At 73.4% G+C, this 22,586-nt stretch carries 19 protein-coding genes; 9 read left to right on the forward strand and 10 right to left on the reverse strand.

What is annotated here, in order from left to right:
* Window positions 1-77: 77 nt before the first annotated feature.
* Window positions 78-653, reverse strand: coding sequence for a CGNR zinc finger domain-containing protein (locus EDF21_RS06010; protein ID WP_082460336.1), 576 nt, complete (start codon window positions 651-653; stop codon window positions 78-80).
* Between the two features lie 93 nt (window positions 654-746).
* Here EDF21_RS06010 and EDF21_RS06015 point away from each other — a divergent pair, with 93 nt between their 5' ends.
* Window positions 747-1,796 (forward strand): EamA family transporter, encoded by a 1,050-nt coding sequence (locus EDF21_RS06015; protein ID WP_370274452.1) that lies wholly within the window; start codon window positions 747-749, stop codon window positions 1,794-1,796.
* A 53-nt stretch (window positions 1,797-1,849) separates the two neighbouring features.
* Window positions 1,850-3,355, forward strand: a complete 1,506-nt coding sequence (locus EDF21_RS06020) for a serine hydrolase (RefSeq protein ID WP_123570601.1) — start codon at window positions 1,850-1,852, stop codon at window positions 3,353-3,355.
* Window positions 3,356-3,403: 48 nt separating this feature from the next.
* Here the strand turns inward: EDF21_RS06020 and EDF21_RS06025 are convergent, their stop codons facing one another.
* Window positions 3,404-3,973 carry a manganese efflux pump MntP family protein gene (locus EDF21_RS06025; protein ID WP_056046758.1) on the reverse strand — a complete coding sequence of 190 codons (570 nt, stop codon included), beginning with the start codon at window positions 3,971-3,973 and terminating at the stop codon, window positions 3,404-3,406.
* 206 nt (window positions 3,974-4,179) lie between these two features.
* Window positions 4,180-5,109, reverse strand: coding sequence for an acetamidase/formamidase family protein (locus tag EDF21_RS06030; RefSeq protein WP_123570602.1), 930 nt, complete (start codon window positions 5,107-5,109; stop codon window positions 4,180-4,182).
* A gap of 348 nt (window positions 5,110-5,457) precedes the next feature.
* Between EDF21_RS06030 and EDF21_RS06035 the strand changes: the two genes are divergently transcribed.
* Window positions 5,458-5,991, forward strand: a complete 534-nt coding sequence (locus EDF21_RS06035; protein WP_123570849.1) for a transcriptional regulator — start codon at window positions 5,458-5,460, stop codon at window positions 5,989-5,991.
* Window positions 5,988-7,322, forward strand: a complete 1,335-nt coding sequence (locus tag EDF21_RS06040; protein ID WP_123570603.1) for an MFS transporter — start codon at window positions 5,988-5,990, stop codon at window positions 7,320-7,322. Before EDF21_RS06035 ends, EDF21_RS06040 begins: the two co-directional genes overlap by 4 nt.
* On the opposite strand, the gene EDF21_RS06045 is transcribed toward EDF21_RS06040, so the two are convergent.
* The 4 genes from EDF21_RS06045 to EDF21_RS06060 all read right to left on the reverse strand — a co-directional run bounded on the left by EDF21_RS06045 (window position 7,309) and on the right by EDF21_RS06060 (window position 11,578).
* Window positions 7,309-8,628 (reverse strand): Y-family DNA polymerase, encoded by a 1,320-nt coding sequence (locus EDF21_RS06045; RefSeq protein WP_056046762.1) that lies wholly within the window; start codon window positions 8,626-8,628, stop codon window positions 7,309-7,311. The two genes, EDF21_RS06040 and EDF21_RS06045, sit on opposite strands and share 14 nt — an antisense overlap.
* Entirely contained in the window at window positions 8,621-9,052 is a 432-nt protein-coding gene (locus tag EDF21_RS06050) for a LexA family transcriptional regulator (RefSeq protein ID WP_148053641.1), read from the reverse strand. Before EDF21_RS06050 ends, EDF21_RS06045 begins: the two co-directional genes overlap by 8 nt.
* Window positions 9,053-9,668: 616 nt before the next feature.
* On the reverse strand, window positions 9,669-10,901 hold the full coding sequence (locus tag EDF21_RS06055) for a DUF2254 domain-containing protein (protein ID WP_123570604.1): 1,233 nt from the start codon (window positions 10,899-10,901) through the stop codon (window positions 9,669-9,671).
* Window positions 10,902-10,975: 74 nt separating this feature from the next.
* On the reverse strand, window positions 10,976-11,578 hold the full coding sequence (locus EDF21_RS06060) for a TetR/AcrR family transcriptional regulator (RefSeq protein WP_123570605.1): 603 nt from the start codon (window positions 11,576-11,578) through the stop codon (window positions 10,976-10,978).
* Between the two features lie 62 nt (window positions 11,579-11,640).
* Here EDF21_RS06060 and EDF21_RS06065 point away from each other — a divergent pair, with 62 nt between their 5' ends.
* Window positions 11,641-12,291, forward strand: a complete 651-nt coding sequence (locus tag EDF21_RS06065; protein WP_123570606.1) for an NAD(P)-dependent oxidoreductase — start codon at window positions 11,641-11,643, stop codon at window positions 12,289-12,291.
* An 84-nt stretch (window positions 12,292-12,375) separates the two neighbouring features.
* Here EDF21_RS06065 and EDF21_RS06070 read toward each other — a convergent pair whose 3' ends face one another.
* Window positions 12,376-12,969, reverse strand: coding sequence for a TetR/AcrR family transcriptional regulator (locus tag EDF21_RS06070; RefSeq protein ID WP_123570607.1), 594 nt, complete (start codon window positions 12,967-12,969; stop codon window positions 12,376-12,378).
* Window positions 12,970-13,020: 51 nt separating this feature from the next.
* Between EDF21_RS06070 and EDF21_RS06075 the strand changes: the two genes are divergently transcribed.
* The 4 genes from EDF21_RS06075 (at window position 13,021) to EDF21_RS06090 (ending at window position 17,456) form a co-directional block, all read left to right on the forward strand.
* Window positions 13,021-13,491, forward strand: a complete 471-nt coding sequence (locus tag EDF21_RS06075) for a GNAT family N-acetyltransferase (RefSeq protein ID WP_056046772.1) — start codon at window positions 13,021-13,023, stop codon at window positions 13,489-13,491.
* A 252-nt stretch (window positions 13,492-13,743) separates the two neighbouring features.
* Window positions 13,744-14,754, forward strand: a complete 1,011-nt coding sequence (locus EDF21_RS06080) for a helix-turn-helix domain-containing protein (protein WP_148053642.1) — start codon at window positions 13,744-13,746, stop codon at window positions 14,752-14,754.
* Between the two features lie 259 nt (window positions 14,755-15,013).
* On the forward strand, window positions 15,014-16,480 hold the full coding sequence (locus EDF21_RS06085; protein WP_123570850.1) for an MFS transporter: 1,467 nt from the start codon (window positions 15,014-15,016) through the stop codon (window positions 16,478-16,480).
* A complete protein-coding gene (locus EDF21_RS06090) occupies window positions 16,473-17,456 on the forward strand; it encodes an alpha/beta hydrolase (RefSeq protein WP_199736218.1) in 984 nt (327 codons plus the stop codon). Before EDF21_RS06085 ends, EDF21_RS06090 begins: the two co-directional genes overlap by 8 nt.
* A 60-nt stretch (window positions 17,457-17,516) precedes the next feature.
* Here the strand turns inward: EDF21_RS06090 and EDF21_RS17175 are convergent, their stop codons facing one another.
* Together EDF21_RS17175 and EDF21_RS06100 are read right to left on the reverse strand one after the other, a co-directional pair.
* The gene (locus EDF21_RS17175; RefSeq protein WP_123570610.1) at window positions 17,517-20,972 is read right to left on the reverse strand and encodes an SdrD B-like domain-containing protein; all 3,456 of its coding nucleotides are present in this window, start codon (window positions 20,970-20,972) and stop codon (window positions 17,517-17,519) included.
* Between the two features lie 130 nt (window positions 20,973-21,102).
* Complete coding sequence (locus tag EDF21_RS06100) at window positions 21,103-22,494, reverse strand: LCP family protein (protein WP_123570611.1); 1,392 nt, start codon at window positions 22,492-22,494, stop codon at window positions 21,103-21,105.
* Window positions 22,495-22,586 lie beyond the last annotated feature (92 nt).

Genomic DNA, 22,586 nt, shown 5'->3' on the forward strand with positions numbered 1-22,586 from the left:
AGCACGTCGTGCACGATTTGGTCGTGCACAACCAATGGCCCCCCGCGTGACGCGGGACGGGCGGCGACGAACCCGCCTCAGTCGACGTCGAACCCGCCTCGGTCGACGTCGGCCCGGCGTTCCCGGAAGGCGATCATGTTGACGCGGTTGCCGCAGCGGACGCTGCAGAACCGCTTGGACCCGTTGCGCGACAGGTCGACGAAGACCCCGTCGCAGTCCTCGGCGGCACAGGCCCGCAGCCGGCCGGTCTCGTCGGTGCGGATGACGTCGACCAGCGCCAGGGCCGACTCGACGCGGATGCGGTCGGCGAGGGGCGCGTCGTCGCTCGTCGCGTGCAGGTGCCAGTCGAGGGCGTCGTGTCGTACGAGCCGGGGCGACGAGACGCTGTCGGCCAGCATGCGGTTGACCTCGGCGGCGAGCAGATCGCGCTCGAGCGTCCAGATGCGTCGCAGTTCGGCCCGGACGCCCTGCACCGAGGCCAGTTCGGCGTCGTCCCGGTCGAAGCGGCCCGAGAAGGCGAACGAGTCGAGCAGGGCCGTCAGCTCGGCACGGGTCGAGAGCTCGTCGCCACCGGACCGACTCGCGCCGGCACCGGTGTTGACCAGGGCGACGTTGAACTCGAGGACATCTTCGGTGTCAGGGGCGAAATGCAAGTTGACTCCTTGTCAAAGGCGGTCCTACGCTCGCCACAGAGACGGCGCGTCAGCACCCATTGTGCACGACGGCCCTGACACCAAGGAGTCCTCGTGAGCACCGGTGCGACCACGACCACGATCGCGACGACGCCCCTCGCCGCGGGGCGCCCCGCCTCGACCACCGCCGGCCTGCTCGTCGCCCTGCTGGCCGCCGCCTCGTTCGGCTTCTCGGGCCCGTTCGTCAAGCCGTTGCTCGAGTCGGGCTGGAGTCCCGTGGCCGCCGTCACGGTCCGCGCCCTGATCGGCGGGGTCGTCCTCGCCCCCGTCGCCCTCGTCGCCCTCCGTGGCCGCCTGGGTCCGATCTGGCGTGCCCGGTGGCGCGTGCTCGGCATGGCGGTGGTCGGCGTCGCCGGCACCCAGGTCTTCTACTTCGCCGCGGTGGTGCGCATCCCGGTCGGCACGGCGATCCTGGTCGAGTACCTCGCTCCGCTGCTGCTCGTCGGCGTGGCCTGGGCGACCTCGCGACGCGTCCCGCAGGCCGTCGTGCTCGTGGGCTCCGTGATCGCCTTCGCGGGCCTCCTGCTGGTCGTCGCCCCGAGCGGAGGCGTGGCCCTCGACCCCGTCGGGCTCGCCCTGGCGGGGGCGGCGATGGTCTGCTGCGCCGCCTACTTCGTGCTCGCCGCCCGGCCGAGCGGCGACCTGCCCCCGGTCGCCCTGGCGGCCTCGGGCCTGCTCGTCGGCGCCGGGCTGCTGGGACTGCTGGGACTGACCGGCCTCGTGCCGTTCACGACCTCCGCGGCCGACGTGCCCCTGTTCGACGCGATCGTGCCGTGGTGGGTGCCGATGCTCGTGGTCGGCGTCGTCGCCACCGCGGTCGCGTACGCCACGAGCATCACGGCGAGCAGCATGCTCGGCTCCCGCCTGGCGTCGTTCGTCGGCCTGCTCGAGGTGGCGGCCGCCGCGCTCTACGCCTGGCTGCTGCTCGGCGAGGCCTTGACCCCGCTGCAACTCGGCGGCGGCCTGCTGATCGTGGTCGGCATCGGCTTCGTCCGGGCCGAACGCACCCGCGAGGCCGTGGTCGTGGCCGACGCCGTGGCCGAGACGCCCCTCGGCGACGCGGTGGCCGAGCCGCCCGTCGTCGACACGACCCGCGCCTCCTGACCCTCTCGACCCGACCTGACCCGCGCCTCCGGGGCCGGGCATAGGGTCGGGGGGTGACTCCGACGACGCTGCCGCGCAGCACGCCCTCCGCCCAGAACGTCGACGCGGCGGGCATCGCCGCGTTCGTCGACGCCCTCGAGACCACGGCCGGCGTCGAGCCGCACAGCATCATGCTGCTGCGCCACGGACAGGTCGTCGCCGAGGGCTGGTGGGCTCCGTACTCGGCCGACCGCGCCCACCTGCTCTACTCGCTGAGCAAGAGCTTCACGTCGTCGGCCGTCGGGTTCGCCGTGGCCGAGGGCCTGATGGGGCTCGACGACACCGTGCTCGGCCACTTCCCCGAACTCGACGACGAGGTCACCGACCCGCGCAGCCGCTCGATGCTCGTGCGCCACGTGCTCGCGATGGCCAGCGGGCACCGCGCCGAGACCCTCGACCGTGCGCTCGCCGTCGACCCGGTCGACGTCGTCCGGGGCTTCCTGCTCACGCCGCCCGACGACGAGCCCGGCACCGTCTTCGCCTACAACCAGCCCTGCACCTTCGCCGCCGGCGCGATCGTGCAGCGCGTCACGGGCCAGCCGCTGAGCGAGTACCTGCGACCACGCCTGCTCGACCCGCTCGGCATCGGCGAGGTCGGGTGGCAGAGCGACGCGTCCGGCCGCGAGCTCGGCTTCAGCGGACTGCACGCCACCACCCACGCGATCGCCGCCCTCGGCCAGCTGTACCTGCAGCAGGGCGAGTGGGACGGCGTGCAGCTGCTGCCGCGCGAGTGGGTCGCCGAGGCCACGCGCTCGCACGTCTCGAACGCGGGCGAGTCGAACCCCGACTGGGCGCAGGGCTACGGGTTCCAGTTCTGGATGGCCCGCCACGGCTACCGCGGCGACGGCGCCTACGGACAGTTCGCCGTCGTGTTGCCCGAACACGACGTCGTGCTCGCCCTGACCGGCCAGTCGCTCGACATGCAGGCCGTGCTCGACGCGGCGTGGGCGCACCTGCTGCCCGCCTTCGGGACGGACGCGGCGCGCGTCGGCGACGCCCCGGCCGACGCCGCCCTGGCGTCCCGCCTCGCCGACCTGGCACTGCCCGGGGTGGCCGGTCCCACCGAGCACGACGCCGCACCCGTCCGGCCGGCGGACGAGGAGGCGCGGGACGGTGAGCAGGACTCCCCCGGCACCGACCGGCTCGTGTCGTTCACCGCGGCCGACGGCAACGACCAGCCCGACCTCACCCTGGTCGACCTGCACGCCGCGACCGACGCCGCGACGACGCTCACCCTCGTCGAGGGCGACTCCCGCCTCGTGGTCCGGGTCGAGGCCGAGGACTGGGTCGTCACCGACGACTCGGTCGGCGGGGCCGGCTCAGGCGCCGGCTCCGCCGCGCCGGTCGCCGCGAGTGCCACCCGGTCGGCCGACCTGCTGCACGTCGACCTCGTCTTCCTCGAGACGCCGCACCGCTTGCACCTCACGCTCGACGAGTCGGACGGGACCTTCACGGCCCTGTGGGAGACCCAGCCGCTGCACGCACCCGCGCTGGCGCAGCTGCGCATGCCGCGCGACTGACGCGACCCGCGCCTCCGAGGCGCCGACACGGCTGGGCCGGCGCAGGACTCAGCCGAGGACGCCCGTGTGCTCGAGCACGATGTTCACGCCGATGAGGATGAGGATCACGCCACCGGCGATCTCGGCCGGCTTGCCGAACCTCGCACCCACCCGACGCCCGACCAGCACTCCGACGAAGGTCAGGACGGTGGTGGTCACACCGATCAGCAGGATCGCCCAGCCGATCGAGACCGGCAGGAACGCCAGGGTCACCCCGACCGCGAGGGCGTCGATGCTCGTGGCGATCGCGAGCACGGCGAGTTCGCGGAGGTTCAGCCGGTCGGTGTCCTTCTCGTCGTCCTCGCCCGACGAGAACGCCTCGTAGAGCATCTTGCCGCCGATCAGGGCGAGCAGGCCGAAGGCGACCCAGTGGTCGAACGGCGCGATGTACTGCGCGAACGTCGAGCCGAGCAGCCAGCCCAGCAGCGGCATCAACGCCTGGAACGCGCCGAACGTCACGGCGATGACGACGGCATGACGAGCGTTGAACCGCGTCATGTGCAGGCCCTTGCCGAGGGCGACGGCGAAGGCGTCGGCGGAGACGCCCAGCGCGATGAGGAAGAGGGCCCAGAACGACATGGGGGCAGCGCCTTTCGAGACGGTCGGGTGGAGACACCGCTGTCTCGGAACCTGACGATCCTGCCATGCCCGCCGCGCCTCCTCGGCCGGAAAATCCCTGATCAGAGGTATTCGGCGCGCCGAATCCGTGGTGTCGGCGAACCGTCGCGCGGGGCGTCGCGCGCCGAACGCCTCCCCCGGTCGACGGTCAGGAGGCGCGGCGCGGCTCAGGCGGGGACGAGCACGTCGCGGGGCAGCACGGCGTGCACGCCCCAGGTGCGGTTGGCGACCTGGGTGACGCGCAGGTCGACGACCGTGCTGGCGAAGGCCAGCGCCGTGGCGGCGTCGAGCGAGTAGAGCTGACGCATCCACTCGACCATCGCGGCGAGCGCGTCGCCGCTGGCGACGTTGAGGTCGGCGTCGAAGCCGAAGGTGATGCGCGCCTCGGGGGTCTCGGCGTGGATCGTCGAGAGCGGGCGGTCCGTGGCGAGGCCGATCCGCGCCTCCGTCGTCATGCCGGTCTCGATCGCGGTGCCACCGACCTCGCCGTCGCCCTGGGCCGCGTGCCCGTCGCCGAGGTAGAGCAGGGCGTCGTCGACCGCCACCGGCAGCCAGAGGGTCGTGCCCGCGACGAGGTCGCGGCAGTCGATGTTGCCGCCCACGGAGGTGCGGGGCGGGATGGTCGAGTGCTCTCCGGCCTCGGCGGGGGCGAGTCCCATGACGCCGAGGAAGGGCGCGATCGGTCGACGCAGGCCCCGGCTCTCGGTCGCCGTGCCGGCGTCGCGGTCGATGCTCCAGAGCAGCCAGGCGGCCTCGGCGTCGACCAGGCCGAGGTGGCGGGTGATCGGGGTGTCGGCGGCCGCGGCGACCGTGAAGCCCCAGTCGTCGGGGGTGAGCGCGAGCAGGTCGAGCTGGAGCATGTCGCCCGGCCGGGCCCCGCGAACGGCGATCGGACCGGTCAGGGCGTGACCCCGCCGCGTCGGGAACAGGTACGGGGTGACCTCGCCGGGCACGGTCTGCGGCTCGAGGTGGCCCGAGGCGTCGAGCGAGCGCACGACGACCGTGTCACCGGGGTCGATCGTCAGCACGGGGGCGTGGTCGCGCGAGAAGACCTCGTGGGCGGTGTCGGTGCGGGGGTCGAGGCGGTGGGTCGTCATCGTCCGAGCGTAGGCCGCGACGCCGACACCGACACCCCGCCGGACGTGCCGCGCCCAGGGGCCGTCGGTACGATGGAGCCCTGTTCCGCCCAGACCCCGCCCCACCTGCTCACAGAGAGACCGACGCCCCCATGGTCCTGTTCTTCCACGTCCTCATCATCGCCATCTCGGTCGTCGGTGCCGGCCTCATCTCGGCCGCTCTCGTGGGGCTCGCGACCTCGAAGTAGCGCGCACCCCCTCGGCGTCGCTCACCCGGATGGAGGTCGTCGACCATCCGGCACGAGGTGGCGCAGCCGACCCCCAAAGACCCGTTTGACGGTCGGACGCGTCGGCCTGCACGATGGCGACATGTCCGCACTCGACGAACTCCGCGCCACGGCCCACCCGATCCGCCTGCGCCTCCTGTCGCTCCTGACCGGCGTCGCGATGAGCGCCGCCGAGGCCGGTCGCGAGCTCGGGCTGTCGCAGGCGACGGCGAGCTACCACCTGCGCGTACTCGAGCGCGTGGGTCTCGTCGAGGTCGTCGAGGTGGTCACGATCCGCGGCGGCGAGGCCAAGCGCTACCGGCACCTGTCGTCGGCGCAGCCGTTCCCCGTCGTCCCCCCCTCCGTCGAGGGGACCCACGACGACACCGACGCCGAACGCGCCCGCTACGTCGACGCCCTGGCCGACGAGCTGCGTCGCCGCTCCCCGCGGCGGGCCGATGGCCCCCAGATCTCGACCGACGCCGAGCTCTGGGTCGACCCCGAGACCTGGCAGCGGGTCGTGCGCCACGTGGGTCACGCCTCCGCCCTCCTGCACGCCGCCGCGCAGCGCCCCCGGACGCCCGGCACGAACCCGGTGTCGATGACGGCCGCCCTGTTCCCGATGAGGCGACCGTGACCGGGGACGCAGGAGGCGCCTCCTCGGTCCCCCGGGCCCCTCACGACCGCCGGGGTCCCCTCGCGCACGGCCCGTTCCGCTGGCTGCTCGCGGCTCGGACGACGGGCGTGCTCGGCAACGCCGTCGCCCCGATCGCCCTCGCGTTCGCCGTGCTCGACCTGACCGGGTCGGCGGCCGACCTCGGCCTGGTCGTCGCGGCCCGGTCGATCGCCAACGTCGCGGTGCTGCTCTTCGGCGGCGTGATCGCCGACCGGCTGCGGCGAGACGTCGTGCTCGTCGGGACGTCGCTCGCCGCCGCCGGGACCCAGGCCGTCGTCGCCTCGCTCGTCGTCACGGGGTCGGCGACGATCCCGCTGCTCGTCGTGCTGAGCGTGCTGAACGGGGCGGTCGCGGCCGTGAGCCTGCCCGCGGCGGCGGCCCTCGTGCCCGAGACGGTGCCCGACGCCCTGCTGCGGCCCGCCAACGCGCTGCTGCGCCTCGGCCTCAACGGCGGCAGCGTCGTCGGGGCGTCGGCGGGGGCGGGGATCGTGGCGGTGGTCGGTCCGGGCTGGGGCCTCGCCGTCGACGCGGCGGGCTTCGCCCTCGCGGGCGTGCTGTACTCCCGGCTTCGGCTGCCCGTCCGGCCCGGCACCCCGTCGAGCGGCGGGGTCGGCGCGGGCTCGGGGGCGGGCGCTGGCTCGGGCCCGGGCTCGGGCTCGGGCTCGTCGGTGATCGCCGACCTGCGCGAGGGGTGGCAGGAGTTCACCCGGCGCTCGTGGGTCTGGATCGTGGTGGCGCAGTTCGCGGTGCTGAACGCCGCGTTCGTGGGGGCGACGACGGTGCTGGGCCCCGTCGTGGCGGACGGGTCGTTCGGGCGGGCGGCCTGGGGGCTGGTCGTCGCGGCCCAGACGGTCGGCCTCGGCCTCGGAGCCGTCGTCGCCCTGCGCTGGCGGCCCCGGCACGGCCTCGCCGTGGGCGTGGGGCTGATGGCCGTCACGGCGGTGCCGGTGGCGACGCTCGGACTGGCTCCGGTGGTGCCCGCGCTGGTGGTGGCCTTCCTGTTGGGTGGCGTCGCCCTCGAGATCTTCGCCATCTCGTGGGACCAGTCGTTGCAGAGCCACGTGCCCCGCGCCTCCCTGGCCCGGGTCTACTCGTACGACATGGTCGGCTCGTTCGTGGCCGTGCCGCTCGGCGAGGTGTTCGCGGGGCCGGCCGCGCAGCACGTCGGCACGCGACCGACGCTGCTCGTCTGCGCCGCGATCATCGTGTCGGCGACCCTCGCGGCCGTCTCGACGCCGGGCGTTCGCCGACTGACGACCGACGAGGTGCGCCCACGGGTCACCGAGCCCTGACGGTCGCCAACTCGTCCCAGTGGGTGGTGGCGCGGGGCGACACCATGTCGCGCTTCATCGACCACCCGCGCCGGTGGCGGAGACCCGCGATGCCGAGCCCCAGGGTGTCCTCGCCGAACTTGCCGGCGATGCGGTCGATGACGGCGCCGTAGGCGGGCGGTGCCGCGTCGGCCTCGCCGAAGACGTCGAGGCTCGCGTGTTCGTCGCGCGGGGTGAGCTCCATCAGGGTGACGCCCGCCCGGACGTAGCGCTTGCCGGGTTCGAGCTGCGGCCCGAGGGCGGCGATGGCCGAGCGGTACAGCAGGGCGGCGTCGTCGGTGGGCTCGGGGAACGCCACCGACACCGAGTGGTTCGTGTGGGCGGCGCTGTCGGAGAACGGCGAGGTCGCGGTGAAGCAGCGCATCATGCGCGTCAACGACCCCTGCCCGCGCAACCGGGCCGCGGCTCGCTGCGTGTAGACCGACAGGACCTCTTCGAGCTCGGTGACGGTCGTGATGGGAACCGCGAACGACCGCGAGTGGTAGATCTGCTCACGGTCGGGCTGCACCTGCTCGATCGGCAGGCAGTCGACGCCTCGTAGCTCGTGGACCACCCGGGCCTGCACGACGCCGAAGCGCGTGCGGATGCGGGCCGCGTCGGCGTCGCGGAGGTCGGCCGCGGTGTGGATGCCGAGCGGCGCGAGCTTCTTCGCCGTGCGGCGACCGATGCCCCAGACGTCGCCGACGTCGACGCTCGCAAGGATCGCCGTCTGCTGCTCGGGGGCGTAGCTGCCCAGGTGGCAGACGCCGGCGAGGGCGGCGTTCTGTTTGGACCCCCGGTTGGCGAGTTTGGCCAGGGTCTTGGTCGGCGCGATGCCGATGCTGACGGGCAGCCCGATGAGCTTGCGCAGGGCGCGGCGGATCTCGCGGGCCTGGGCGATCGTGTCGTCGAGCGAACCGGTCAGCTCGATGAACGACTCGTCGATCGAGTACACCTCTTGGTCGCTGGTGTACCGACTCAGGATCTCGGCCGACCGCGCCGACATGTCGCCGTAGAGCTCGTAGTTGCTCGACACCGCGACCACGCCCTGCATCGCCGCGATCGGGGCGATGCTGTGCCACGGTGCCGCCATGTCGACGTTCAGCGCCTTCGCCTCTTGCGAACGGGCGATGACGCAGCCGTCGTTGTTCGACAGCACGACCACCGGCCGCCCCTCGAGGGCCGGGTTGAAGACGCGCTCGCACGACACGTAGAAGTTGTTGGCGTCGACGATGGCGACGCTGCGCTCGGACGCGGTCGACCGGGATGTCGTAGCGGACTCAGACACGGTGCAGGCACCTCGTCACGACGCCCCAGATCGTCGCCTCGTCGAGCTCGGACAGCACGATCTCGGGGTAGGCCGGGTTCTCGGGGCTGAGCACCATCCGCCCCTGCCGGTACGAGAGGCGCTTGACGGTGAGCTCGGCGTTGACGACCGCGACGACCACGTGGCCGTCGTGGGCGTCGAGCCCCCGGTCGACGACGAGCTCGTCACCGTCGAAGATGCCGGCGCCGGTCATGCTGTCGCCGCTGACCCGCACCAGGAACGTCGCGGTGGGGTCGCGCATCAGGTGCCGGTTGAGGTCGACCGGCCCGTTGTAGTAGCCCTGCGCCGGAGAGGGGAAACCGGCGTGGACGGCTTCAGTGGCCTGCTGCGGCAAGAGGTGGTCGGGACGTTCGTCGCCCCCGACGGGGCCGATGACGGCGGTCACCGTGCGCCCTCGCACCCGACACGGGGGTCGCCGAGGAGGCGCACGCCGGTTCGCACGGACGACTGCCGGTGGCCTCTCATCACGCCTCCCACCGAGGACGCTACGTCAGACCACCGACACCGCGCTCCACGCCGGCGCGGCCGCCCCGCCGCAACCGCCGACCCCGCGGGTGCCGCCCGACCGCCCACCCCGCCGCGTGGTCGGCAACTCCTGCCTCGTGCTGCGACGTTCCGCGGCGGCCCCGAGCCTCCGGGCCCGGGGTTTCGCGCTGCGGCACCAGCCCGGAGTTGCCGACGCTGATCATGGTGACGCGCGGTCCCGACCGGAGCCGAGCGCGCCCGCACCCCCGGCACGCCCCGCCGCCACCCCGGCACCCCGGCACCCCGCCCTGCGCGTCGCCTCGTGGTGCGGGCAATTCCTGCCTGGTGTCGCACCGAGCTGCGCGAGCCCCGGGACTCGGGGCCCGGGATTCGGCGCTGCGGCACCAGCCCGGAGTTGCCGACACGAGTGCGTGACGACCCGAGCGCACGGCACGGTCACGACGCGACGTGCACGTCCGCACTGCCGAGCCACGCCCGCGGCACGCAGGCGCAGGCGGTCGTCGGCGGCGGGAGCCTCAGCCGGCGAGGGCGTCCCGGAGGGCGGTCCCGTGATCGACCAGTCGACCGGCGCGGGCCGACGGGGCCACCTCGTCGAGCCGCTCGACGAGGCGCAGCGCGGCCGCCAGCACGGCCGGTTGGTCGGGGGCGTAGGTGCGGACGGTGTGGAACAGCGAGTCGACGAGCGCCTCCACCGACGGCCACGTGACGAGGACGGCGGGTGCACCCCGGTCGTCCAGCAGCGCCGTGACGGGCTCGCCCCGACGCCACAGCGGGACGAGCACTCCGGCCGACATGTCGAGCGCGCTCACCGCGGTGTACGGGTCGTTGCTCCCCGAGGCGAGACCGCGCACGGCGATCTCGACGAGTTGCTGCAGGGCGAACCCGACGTCCTGGTGAGGCGTCCGGGCGGGCCCCAGGGTGGTCGCCCGTCGCAGTTCACGGACCGTGTCGGACCCCGGGGAGGCGCTGGTCACCGCGAGCGGGTCCCCCACGATCACGTACCGGCCGGGCATCGCGACGACGTCGACGACGAGGCCGTCACGCACGGCGACGCGTCGGAGCGCCTCCCACGCGACGGTCTGCACGTAGCCGTCGGCGTCGGCACGGACGACGGCCGCGTCGGCCGGGAGCGGATCGTCCGCCGAGGACCGGGCCCGCGCCTCCTGGCTGACGTCGTCGGCGGGGCTCGTGGGGTAGACGACGTCGGTCACGGCCCGGAGGTCGTCGAGCACGCGCGCCTGCAACGAGGTGATCTGCACCGAACCGGCGATGTGGTGGATGAAGAAGACCAGCACCCCCACGTCGAACACGCTGAGCAGGACCGCGACGTGGACGGCGATCACCGGGACGAACGCGCTGGTGTCGTCGACCTCGGTGTGGACGGTGCGCATCACGACGATGCAGTAGAGGAAGGTCGAGGTGAAGGTCGCCAGCACGAACTGGTTGGCACGGTCGGCCATGAAGTTGCGGACGAGTCGCGGGCCGTAGGTCGACGACGTCGTGGCGAGCACCGAGATCGTGATCGAGAACGACGTCCCGGCCACGGTCAGCATCGACGTCCCGATGCCCGAGAGCAACGACCGTCCCCCGGAGGCGCTGAGGGCACCCAGCAGCGGCAGCCCCTCGGTCACCGTCGTCGGCAGGGACCTGTCGACCGTCACCAACACCTCGGCGAGGACGACGGCGACGAGCCCGAACACGGCGGGCAGGAACCAGAACGACTCCCGCACGCGGGTCAACGACAGCATGCCGCCGAGCGTAGACGGTGCCTGCCGCCGGGCACCGCCCGAGGGGAGGACGCCGCCACCGACGCCCCCGCCGATCAGCGGGTCGTGACCACGCGCCGTCCGAGGTCGGAGTCGAGCATCGTGTCCATGGCCGTGCCCACCAGGCGGTCCCCGAGGGGGCGCTCGATGCGGCCGGAGGCGACCAGCGAGGCGATCCCCTGCATCGTCGCCGCGAAGAGCATCTTGAAGTGGTCGCGCGACTCGTCACCGGACGCCTCGGACTCCGTCGGCCCCAGGGCTCCGTCGAGGACGGCGAAGAGGGTGCCCGCCGCCTCGTGCACGGCCTCGGGCTTCGTCGTCACCTTGGTCTGGAACATGAGCTCCATCAGCGCGGCATCGTCGACGGCGAAGTCGAAGTAGGCCCGGGCGACGCGATGGAGGCGTTCCGTCCGACCTCCCCCGCCGTCGAGCGCGCGCCGCACCGCGGTGGTGAGCCGCTCGAACCCGGCTCCGGCGAGCGCGTCGAGCAGCGCCTGCCGATCGACGAAGTGGCTCCGGGGGGCACCGTGACTGACCCCGGCCCGACGGGCGAGGTCGCGGAGCGAGAGGCCGTCGACGCCGGACTCGCGCACGACCTCGATCGCCTCGTCCAGCAGCACGGCGCGCAGGTTCCCGTGGTGGAAGGGCCGCTGCGTCATGCCTCGATCCTAATCCCCGACTAGTCATTGACTAGATACTAGACACCGCCTAGATTGAGGCCATGACGACTCCACGCACCCTCCTCGTGCTCGGTGCCACAGGGCAGACCGGGCAGCACTTCACGCGACTGGCCCTCGACGCCGGGCATCGACTCCGCGTCCTCGCGCGGACGCCCGGCAAGCTCGCGATCGAGCACGACGACCTCGAGGTCGTCCAGGGCTCCCTCGACGACGACCTCGACCTCGACGCCCTGCTCGGCGCCGTCGACGCCGTCGTGATGATGGTCGGGGACGCGGCCGCCCAACGCGAGCGGCAGGTGAACGCGACCTTCGTCCGAGCGCTCGTCCCCGCCATGCGCCGCAGCGGCACGCGGCGACTCCTGTACCAGGCCGGGGGCCTGAGCGCGGCACCGGGCAAGCCCCTCGCACCGGTGCTGCGGATCGTCCGCAGCACGATCGCCCGCGCGTACATCGGCCAGCACGAGGACAACGAGGCCGTCATGCGCTACCTCGACCAGGACGCCCGTGACGTCGAGTGGATGGTCCACCGGGCCGGCATCGGCTCCGACGGTCCGTCCAAGGGCGAACTGCACCGCTCCTCCTCGTTCATCAGCATCGGCACGTTCGCCGACTGCGCCGCCTACGACCTGCGGCTGCTCTTCGACGATTCGGCCGTCCACACCTGCGACGGCAGCCGCTACCGGCGCGGCTGATCGACCACCGGCGCGGCTGATCGACCACCGGTGCGGCTGATCGACCACCGGTGCGGCTGATCGACCACCGGTGCGGCTGATCGACTACCGCGGGGCGCTCGTCCGCAGGGCGGCGGCGAGGACGACCTCGAGAGCCTGCACCTGGCGCGCCGCGGTCCAGCGGCCGGGGTCGCCGGTCGCCAGGCTCGAGACCCCCTCCACCGCCGCGACGAGGGCCGCCGCCCGGGTGCCCGCCTCGTCTCGACCCCCGGGACCGACCTCGAGCAGTCGCGTCAGACGGTCGGCGAAGGCGCGGCTGGCGAGGGCGTGCCGCTCGGCCAGGACGGGATCGTCGAGCGCCGCGGCCAGGAAGCCGACCCACACGCGGGCCTCGGCGAGACGCTCGTCGTCGGTCGGCAGGGTGCCCAGGACGACGGCGCGTACGGCGGCCACCGCGTCGCCGGCACCGCCCTCGAGCGCGTCCGAGCGCTCGCGGGTGCGCTCGTGGAGCACGTCCCGGGCGTGGAGCAGCAGGGCCCGCTTGTCCCGGAAGGTGTGCAGGACGAGGCCCGTGGTGCAGCCCGCCCGTTCGGCGACCGCGCGGAGGGTGAGCCCCGTCGGCCCCCGCTCGGCGAGGGTCGTGAACACGGCGTCCGAGAGACGCCTCCGGGTGTCGGTCACATCTCGCGTCCTGCTCATCTCGAAATCGTAACGTCTGTTACCGTAACGGTCGTCACGAAAGGACGACCCATGCGCTGGACGATCACCCGGACCCCCTTCGACCACCCCGACGCCGACGGCCTCCGCCGCGCACAGCGGGTCGAACTCGACGCCCGGTACGGCAGCGACGACCACGAGCCGGGCACGCCGCCGTCGGCGGCCGACGTCCCGGTGTTCCTCGTCGCCCGGGCGGACGACGGCCGGCCGATCGCCTGCGGGGGCCTGCGCCCTCTCGCCGACACGGTGGTCGGCCCGGCCACGGTCGAGGTCAAACGCATGTACGTCTCGCCCGAGGCGCGGGGATCGGGGGTCGCGACCGCCGTCCTCCGAGCCCTCGAGGACGCCGCTCGCGACCTGGGCTCCCGCCGGATCGTGCTCGAGACGGGCATCCTCCAGCCGGACGCCATCCGCTTCTACGAACGCGAGGGCTACGAGAGCATCCCGCTCTTCGGCTCGTACGCCGGGTCGGCCGAGTCGGTCTGCTTCGCCCGCGACGTCTGAGCCGCGGCCGCGGCACCCCATCGACCCGCAGGCGCCCTGCCGACCCGCGGGCGCCCTCCCGACCCGCGGCGGGGCATCCCCCTCGGGGCGGGGCACGTCTTCTGGGGTAGGGACAGCCGCCGGCGGATGCGGCATCGTGTCCGTCAGACCTCCCGCCGGCGATTCGTGACGAAACCTGCTCGACCCTCGTCCCCATTGCTGAGGCCACGTCCGACCAGCGTGCGACCCGGAGAGGAGGACCAGGAGATCACCGTGCCCAGCACCTACATGCCCGCGACCGGACCGGCGCCCGACGAGCGCGCACCGGACGAGCACGCACCCGACGAGTTCCGTCGGGACGCCTGGTCGAGCGACGACGTCGAGGAGGCGCGCGACAGTCTGCAGACGGTCCTCGCCGGCCGGGACTTCCGCGCCCGCGTCGACTCGGAGCCGTTCGCGTTCCGCTTCGCCTCCGCCGGCGACGCCCGTCTGGCCCTGCAGACCGGCACCTTCACCGGTCACCTGCAGGGCACGATCCCGTGGTCGCGGGACTACGTCGTGTCGTGGTTCCAGCAGGGCTCCGTGACCATCGACCACCCCACCGGGCAACTCACCAGCGTGGGCACCCGGCCGTTCCTGACCCCGACCGAGACGTCGTTCTCGTTCGTCATGACGCCCCACCGGCACGGCATCGTCCACATCGACGGCGCCTTCTTCGAGGAGGTCGCCACCGAACGCCACGGCGGGCCGGCGCAACGGATCGTCTTCGACTACGCCGCCGTGCCGAGCGACGTCGCCCTCGCCGCCTGGCAGCGCACCCTCGGCGCCGCCACCCCGACGATCGTCGACCCGCGGACCCCTCCCCTCGCCCGCCACAGCGCCCAGACGGCGATCGTCAGGACGCTGCTGGACGTGTTCCCGTGGCGAGCGGTCGACGTCCCCGACTCCCTGCGCACCGAGCGGACGAAACGCCTGCGACTCGCCGCCGAGTACGTCCACGCCTACGCCGATCAGGCGATCTCGTCGGCGGACATCGCCACGGCAGCCGGCATGCACACCCGGACCCTGCAGCAACTGATGAACGAGCACCTGGGCTCCAGTCCGTCGAAGTACCTGAGACACGTCCGCCTCGACCGGGTGCGCCAGGACCTCGTCGCGGGCGACCCGGGGACGACCCTCGTCTCGGAGGTCGCCGGCCGCTGGGGCTTCGGGAATATGGGCCGGTTCTCGGCCGCGTACCTGGCCCGCTTCGGCGAGCACCCGAAGGACACCCTGGCGCGCTGAGCGGTCGGAGGCGCGGGTTCCGTCATCGCCGGTGGTCCGTGTATCGTCTCCCTCACTGAGGTAAAAGGCGTCGCGATCCGCGACGCACCCGCACGCGGCATCGGACGATCCGCCACTTCTTCCCTCGAAGGAGTGCGCCCTCGTGTCGCCCAGCCCCCACCTCCTCCGCCGCGCCGGCCTCCGCACCGGCGACGCGCCTCCTCGCCTCTCGGACGCCTGGATCGCCCTCGCCGGGTTGTCCGCGGTGTTCCTGTTCGAGATGCTCGACAACTCGGTGCTGAACGTCGCGCTGCCGACGATCGGCCGCGAGCTGGCCGCCTCGACGACGGGCCTGCAGTGGGTGTCCGCCGCCTACTCGGTCGCCTTCGGCGGGCTCATGCTGCTGTTCGGCGCCGTCGCCGACCGCGTCGGCCGCCGCCGCGTGATGATGACGGGACTCGTCCTGCTGGCCGCGGCGAGCCTCGCCACCGCGGCGGTCACGACGACCGGGGAACTCGTCGCCGTCCGCGTGCTCATGGGGGTCGCGGCCGCGATGACCACACCGGGGTCGATGGCGCTGGCGTTCCGCCTCTTCGACGACGAGGGCCTGCGCGTCCGCGCGCTGACCGTCATCTCGACCGCGGGGCTCGTCGGCCTCGCCGTCGGACCGACGGTCGGCGGGTTCGTGCTGGCCGTCGCCCCGTGGCAGGTGCTGCTGCTCGCCGACGCGCCGATCGCCGTCCTGGCCCTGGTCGGCATCGGGCTCGGTGTCGCCCGGGACGACCCCGCGGGGCTCCGACGCGACCCGGTCGACGTCGCCGGAGCGCTGCTCGGCACGGCGACCGTGTCCACCGCACTCGTGACGCCGACCGTCCTCGTGGAGTCGGGTGGCACCTCCGGGTGGGGGTGGCTCGGCGTCGCCGTGACCGTCGTCGGCGCCGTCGGGTTCGTGGCCCGGGAGCGGTCCGCCCGGCACCCGGTGGTCGACCTCTCGCTGCTCGCCCGTCCGTTGGTGTCGAGCGGCCTCGCGTTCAAGGCGGCGTCGGGCCTCGCCGTCGCCGGGCTCTCGTACCTGGTGACGCTCCAGCTGCAGTTCGCCTGGGGCTGGCCGCCGGCCCTGGCCGCCGTGGGGACGCTTCCGCAGGTCGTCGTGCTGCTCGCCGGCGGTCGCCTCGTCGGGCCGTTCGTCCGGCGGGTCGGTCTGGCCCGGGCGGCGGGGATCAGCGCGGCGTCGGTCGTCGCGGGCCTCGCGGTCTTCGGCGCCCTGGGTCGCCACGGGTACGTGTGGGTGCTCGTCGCGCTCGTGCTGGTCGCGGCGGGGATGCGCGTGGTCGGGGTCGTCGCGGGCGCCTCGGTGCTCACCGGCCTGCCCGCCGACCGCACCTCGGTCGGTGCCGCCCTGGTCGACACGTCGAGCGAGCTCGCGAGCGGTGCCGCCGTCACCGTGGCCGGGACGGTCGTCGCCGTGCTCGTCGGCGGCAGCATCACCACGACCACCTGGACGGCCGCACGTCTGGCCACGTTCCAGGACGCCCTGACGGTCGCGGGCCTCGGGCTCGCCGTCGTCGCCGCCGCGCTCGTCGTGGTCGGGACGACCCGTGCCCGGACCGCCGACGGCAGGGCCGACCGCGGCCGCACCGACCCCGGCCGCGCCGACCCCGGCCGCACCGAACCCGCCCCCGGACCGCTCTCGACCCCGACCCGTTCCACCACCACCACCACCACCGAGGAGACCTCCCGTGCCTGACACCACCGCCCTGCCCCGTCCGCCGTTCGACCCCGAGTTCGCGCCCTTCCTGGAGGCGATGGACGCCCGCGGCCGCTTCCGCCTCGAGACCGGGATGCTGCCCCGGATGCGACAGCTCGAGACGACGGAGGCGCAGCTCGACGAAGGACTGCACGCCCGCGGTCTCGAGAGGCGCAGCATCACCGTCCCCGGGCACCTCGGCGACCCGATCGACCTCGCAGTCGTCCAGCGGATCGGCCGCACCGGGCCGGCGGCCTGCGCCTACGCGATCCACGGGGGCGGCATGATGTTCGGCCACCACCTCGGCAACCTCGACTCGTACGACGACTGGCTGCTCGTGCACGACGTCGTCCTCGTCAGCCCCGACTACCGCCTCGCGCCCGAGCACCCCGACCCCTACCCGGTCGAGGACTGCTACGCCGGTCTCGTCTGGGTCGCCGAGCACGCCGACGAGCTCGGCGTCGACCCCGACCGCATGGTCGTCGTCGGCCAGAGCGCCGGGGGCGGGCTCGCCGCGGGCACCGCCCTCCTGGCCCGTGATCGACGAGGCCCGGCCCTTCTCGGGCAGGTGCTCGTCAGCCCCATGCTCGACGACCGCGACGCGACCGTCTCCGCCCGGCAGTTCGACGGGGTGGGCGTCGCCGACCGGGAGATGACCCGGTTCGGCTGGGACGCCTACCTCGGCGACCGTCGTGGTGACGACGACGGCGTGTCGATCTACGCCGCTCCCGGCCGCGCGACCGACCTCACGGACCTGCCACCGGCCTACGTCGACTGCGGCAGCACGGAGGTGTTCCGCGACGAAGCCGTCGCCTACGCGGGGGCGCTCTGGGCGGCCGGGGTGCAGGCCGAGCTCCACGTGTGGCCGGGGGCCTTCCACGGCTCCGCGAGCATGCTGCCGCAGGCGACCCTGTCGCGCCGAGCCGTCGCGGCCCTGCGGGACTGGACCGGGCGCCTCCTCGGCTCTGCCGCCTGATCGGGGCCGAGATGGAGCCCGGTCACGATCAGGGGGCGCCGCGGCGGCGACGGGACACGCTCAGGAGTCCCGCCGTCGCCGCGCGGCGAGGGCGAGGAGCGCACCGAGACCGAGGAGGCCGAGCGCCGCGATGCCGAGGACGGCCGGTTCGCTGCCCGTGAAGGCGAGCAGACGGTCACCCCGTGGCGTTCGGGGCCCGGTCGACGGGTCCGAGGTCGTGCCCGCGGCACCGACGGCATCGACGGGTGCCCCCGGGTCGACGGGGGCGCCCGGGTCGACGGGGGCGCCCGGGTCGACCGGCACACCCGGGTCGACCGGCACACCGGGATCGACCGGCTCCCCCGGGTCGACGGCCGGCAGGAGGCCCGCGTCGATGCCGAGGTCCCGGTCGACCCCGACGAGCTCGTCCCCCTCGAGGACGGTCGAGAGCGCCACCGTCGCGGTTCCGTCGAGCCCGGCGTCGGAGTCGACGGTGTCGTCGTCTCCCTGGTGGCGTGCGGTCCAGACCCGGTCGGGCAACGAGGAGAAGGCGACGGTGTACTCCCCCGGGCGGAGCCCGTCGACGACGTACGTGCCTGCGACGTCGGTCGTGGTGCGCCGCTCGACCCGACGGCCCCGGTCGTCGGTGCCGGTGAGGGTCATCGGGAGGAACGGGATGCCGGCCTCGGCAGGCCCCTGGAGCCCGTCGGCGTCCGCGTCGTCCCACACGCGATCGCCGACGGCTCCGGCGACGACGGTGATGGCGGCCCGGTTCGAGAACGCGGCGAGCGCGAGGTTCGTCGCGCGCAGGCCGAACCGGTTGGTGACGACGTCCCCGTCACGTGCCTCCGTCGTCGCCGCGGTGAGGTCGTGCGTGACGACCTCGCCGACCTCGACGGCCGTGGTCCGCTGGATGCGGACGGCGGTGACGTCCTCGAGCGCCACCTGGTCGCCGCCCGTCCCGATGCGGGACGCGTCGAACCAGGCGGTGTCGCCCCCGGGGGCGTTGCTCGGGTCGTCGCCGTCCAAGGAGATGCCGCCCGGGGCGGCGGTCGTGTAGCGGACGCGTTCACCGGCGTCGGGGTCGACCTCGACCGGGGCGGCGAGGTCGACCTGCCCACCGCTGGCCCCGACGGTGGGCAGGACGTCGATCAGGTCGACGGCCGCGATGGGGACGGAGTCGGTGTTGCGGTACTCGAGCGTCCAGACGAGGTCGTCGCCGACGACGACGGTGGGCTCCTTCGCGGTCTTCTGGACGCCGATGCCGCTCGAGGACTCGACGCGGACGCCTCGGAGTGCCGTGCGGAGCCCTTCGGGCGACAGGTCGTCGTCGGCGGCGACGTGGGCGGTGTTGTTCACGGAACCCGGCGGGGCCGTCCCGGACACGTCGAGCCGGTACGTGAGGGGCGCGATCGGACGGTTGGGGACGACGTCCTCGAGGGTCCAGACGATCGTCTCGTGGAGCTGACCGTCGATCGTCGTGGTCTCGACGCTCGTCGGTTCGAGGGAGCTCGAGCCACGCTGGTACGTCGTGTGCTCGGGCAGGACGTCCGTCACGGTGAGGACCTGGGGGCGGCCCCCCTCCGTCGCGTTCGTGAGCGTCGGGTAGAGGGCGTAGTCCATGCTCGTGCCGGCGACGACGAACGCGGTCTTGTCGGGGGTGGTCTCGGCGGTGGTGCCGGGGTCGACGACCTTCTTCACGACCCGGGCCCTGACCTGGGTGACGATGACGCTGTCGGCCAGCGGCCCGACACCGTTGGCCGCGGGCGCCGTGTCGTGGACCCAGGCGCTCGTGCCGTCGAAGAACGAGCCGAAGTCGTGGACGCGGGTGTCGTTCGGGGCGGCCTGCACCTCGAAGTAGCTGAAGAGGTTGCCGGCCCGCCCACCGGCGACCGTCCCGACGGCGCGGATCTTCCCGATCGCGTCGACACCGCCGGGGACGTCGTCGGGGCTGTCGTACCAGGGACCGTCGGAGTCGTCGCACGTGGCGTCCCGACCGACGGTGGGGTCGGAGAAGGAGAACGCCGCGTACTCGATGCGGACGCCCTCGTTCCAGCCGTTGGTCGTGGCGTGCTCGCCGAACAGCGTCGTCAGCTGTTGGAAGCGGTTGTCGTAGACGTCGCAGGCGATCGCCCCGACGTAGTCCGAGACGCCCCTGTTCGCGAGGGAGACCTGGGAGCGGAGGCGCGTCCCGGGGGTGACGTAGGGGTCACCCGACTTCGCGGAGCCGACGGCGGTGGAGCCGTCCGCCCGGGTCTGGCCGAGGTGCTTGAAGCCCCCTCCCGGGACGAAGAACGACAGGTTGCGGTCGACCGAGTTGTTCGCCAGCGGTTCGGTCGAGCCCGGGAAGTTGGACGCACCGCTGATGCCCGTGGTCTGCAGCGGGGTGAAGGTGTTGGTCGCGATGAGGGACTGGCCCGCGTCGAGGGCGGGAACCCAGATGCTGATGTACCCGCTGATCACGTAGGGCTTGACGCCCCCCTGGATCGGCTGGCCGGTGGCGCTCTGCGAGGGGATGCCCCTCGACGGCGTGATGTCGGTGTCGGTGCCCGTGATGGTCACCTCGACGGGCTGCCCCGGAGCGGACTGCGTGCACTCGAAGCGGCCGGAGTGCAGCACCGTCGTGGACCTCCCCCCGCTGCCGCCGGGGAGGACCGGGAAGGTGCGCCCGTCGTTGAGCCCGCAGGCGGCCCGCCCGTCGTGGCCGAAGAGGACCGCGGGGGACGGCAGGTCGCCGAACATCCGGGAGACGTCGTCCTGGAAGGTGAAGGTGCCGCTCGAGCGTTCGTAGCCGAGGAGCCCCTGCCCGGGGACCACGGGCTCCCACGCGACGGTCACGGGGTACTGGAGGACCGTCCCCTCCGTTCCGTCGGGGCCGACGACACCGGGGTGGAAGGTGGAGTTCGCGACGGATTTCGCGAGGTCGAAGCGCGGTGCCGCGGAGACCGTCGTCGCCACGGATGTGACGGGCCCTTCCGGTTCGGCGACGCCGTCACCGGTCACGGTGCCCGTGATGGCGACCGTGCCGCCGCCGGCCCGGGAGTCGATGGTCAGGACGACCGGGGTCGCGAGGACCTGCCCCTCGCCGACGGTGCCGACGTTGCAGGTGAGTTCGGGGCCGACGATCGCGGAGCCGTCGACCTCGCAGGTGTTCGGCATCCCGGCCCACGTGGTGCCGTCGGGTGCGGTGACGGTGAACCGCTCGTTCGTCACCGAGCCGCCGTTGGCGCTGACGGTCACGCGGTAGGTGATGGCGTCGAAGGTGCGGACGATGCCGTTGGAGGCGCCGGCGTCGGCACCGGGGCCCTCGGCGGGCGTGAAGGGGCCGCTGCCGTCGGCGCGGCGCTCGATGTCGAGGTCGACGGTCGCGGTCGAGGCGGCGGCAGCCGGGGCCGACGTCGGAGCAGCCGGCTCCGTGGCGGTGGGCGTCGCCGCGGCAGCCGGTGTCGCCGCGGCCGGTGTCGCCGCGAAGGCCGCGGTGACCATGGCCAGGGCCACCGTCGCACCGACCCCTCGGATCGATGTGGTCGTCTTCATCGTGTGGCCCCTTCGCCGATCGTCGACACGCCACCCGGAAGGTGACATGTCCGAGTTCACATGTCGGTTGCCATGTTAGGGCGCGTCGAAGGGAGGGGGAACCCCCGGAAGAAGGTGACTCGACCGCTCGTCAGTCGCGCTTGGCGCAGGTGACCTGGTCGGCGGACTGGCCCGAGACGTTCCCGGGCAGGGCAGCCGAGGTCGGTGCGGGTGTCGGCGCCGGGGTCGCTCCGGCGCCCGGGACGACGTCGACCGCCCTGTCGGTCGCCTCGCCCGACGGCTCGCCCCCGGCACCCGTGGACGGAGACGCCGACACACCCGGCGCGGCCGGGGCGGCCGGGTCGAGCACCGCCGACCGTCCGAGGCTGTCCGCCGAGAGGGTCAGCGGCAGGTTGCGCTGCAGGGCGTCGTCCAGCACCGCGGCCGCCGACTCGTCGACCAGCACGCGGTTGCGGTCGGCGGGGTCGTCCACCGCCGGGTACTGCACGAAGACCATGTTCGACAGCCCGACCGTGTTCACGGCGAGGGCGAGCTTGGCGAGGGTCGACGCGTCGGCCAGCGTGTCGCTCAGCGTCATGTTCGCGAACGCCACCCTCGCGATCGCCAACACCTTGGTCGGGTCGGTCAGCGTTCCCGCCGACACCGTCTGCCGGGCGAGCGCCGAGAGGAACGTCTGTTGGTTGCTGATCCGCCCGAGGTCGCTCGAGTCGCCGACCCCGTAGCGCGAGCGGAGGAAGGCTCCGGCCTCGGCCCCCGACAACGTCCGCGTGCCGGCCGGGAGGTCGAGCGCGGGCTGGACCTCGGTGTCGCGGATCGGCGTCGCCAGGCACACCTCGACGCCGCCGATGGCGTCGGCCATCGACACGACCCCCTCGAACGTGATCGATCCCGCGTAGTCGATCTGCAGTCCGGTCAGCTGTCCGATCGTCTGGGCCACGCACGACAGCCCGTTCTTCGGTCCGCCACGTCCCAGCGCGGTGTTCAGCATCGCGCCCGAGGTCGCCGGGCTGACCGTGCCGTCGTCGTTCGGGCAGGCCGGCATCGGCACGATGAGGTCGCGCGGGAAGCTCACGACCGCCATGTTCGTGTGGTCCTCGGAGATGTGCACGAGCACCGTGGAGTCGTTCTTGCCCGCCCCCGAGCTGGCCTGCTGGTTGGCGGCGTCGTCGAACCCGGTGCCCAGCCCCTCGCGGGTGTCGGTGCCGATCAACAGCAGGTTCACCTCACCGGTCTGCGCCGTCAGCTGCGGCACGGGCGAGGCGGACGAGCCGTCGGGTCCGGCGAGCTGCACCGTGGGCCTCGCACCCTGCAGCACCTGCCACGTGGCGATGGCCGCGATCGAGGTCGTGCTGACGAGGACCACGGCCAGCGCGGCCGCCGTCACCTTCGCCGCGAACGCCACGGGGTGCCCACGGCGGAGGCGACCGTGGCGGGCGATCCCGCCTTCGCGCACCGCGCCTCCTCGGCTCGTCGAGCCGTCGGCGTCGTCGAGTGCTCGCTCGGTGCGTCCGTCGTCGGTCATGCGCGCCCCCTCGGCGAGAGAGGGCTCGGGAGACCCTCGTCGGGACGAAGCATAGGAGGCGCGGGCCGGGAAACCCCGGAGGTCGTCCCGTC

The organism is Frigoribacterium sp. PhB118 (assembly GCF_003751725.1).
Lineage (GTDB): Bacteria > Actinomycetota > Actinomycetes > Actinomycetales > Microbacteriaceae > Frigoribacterium.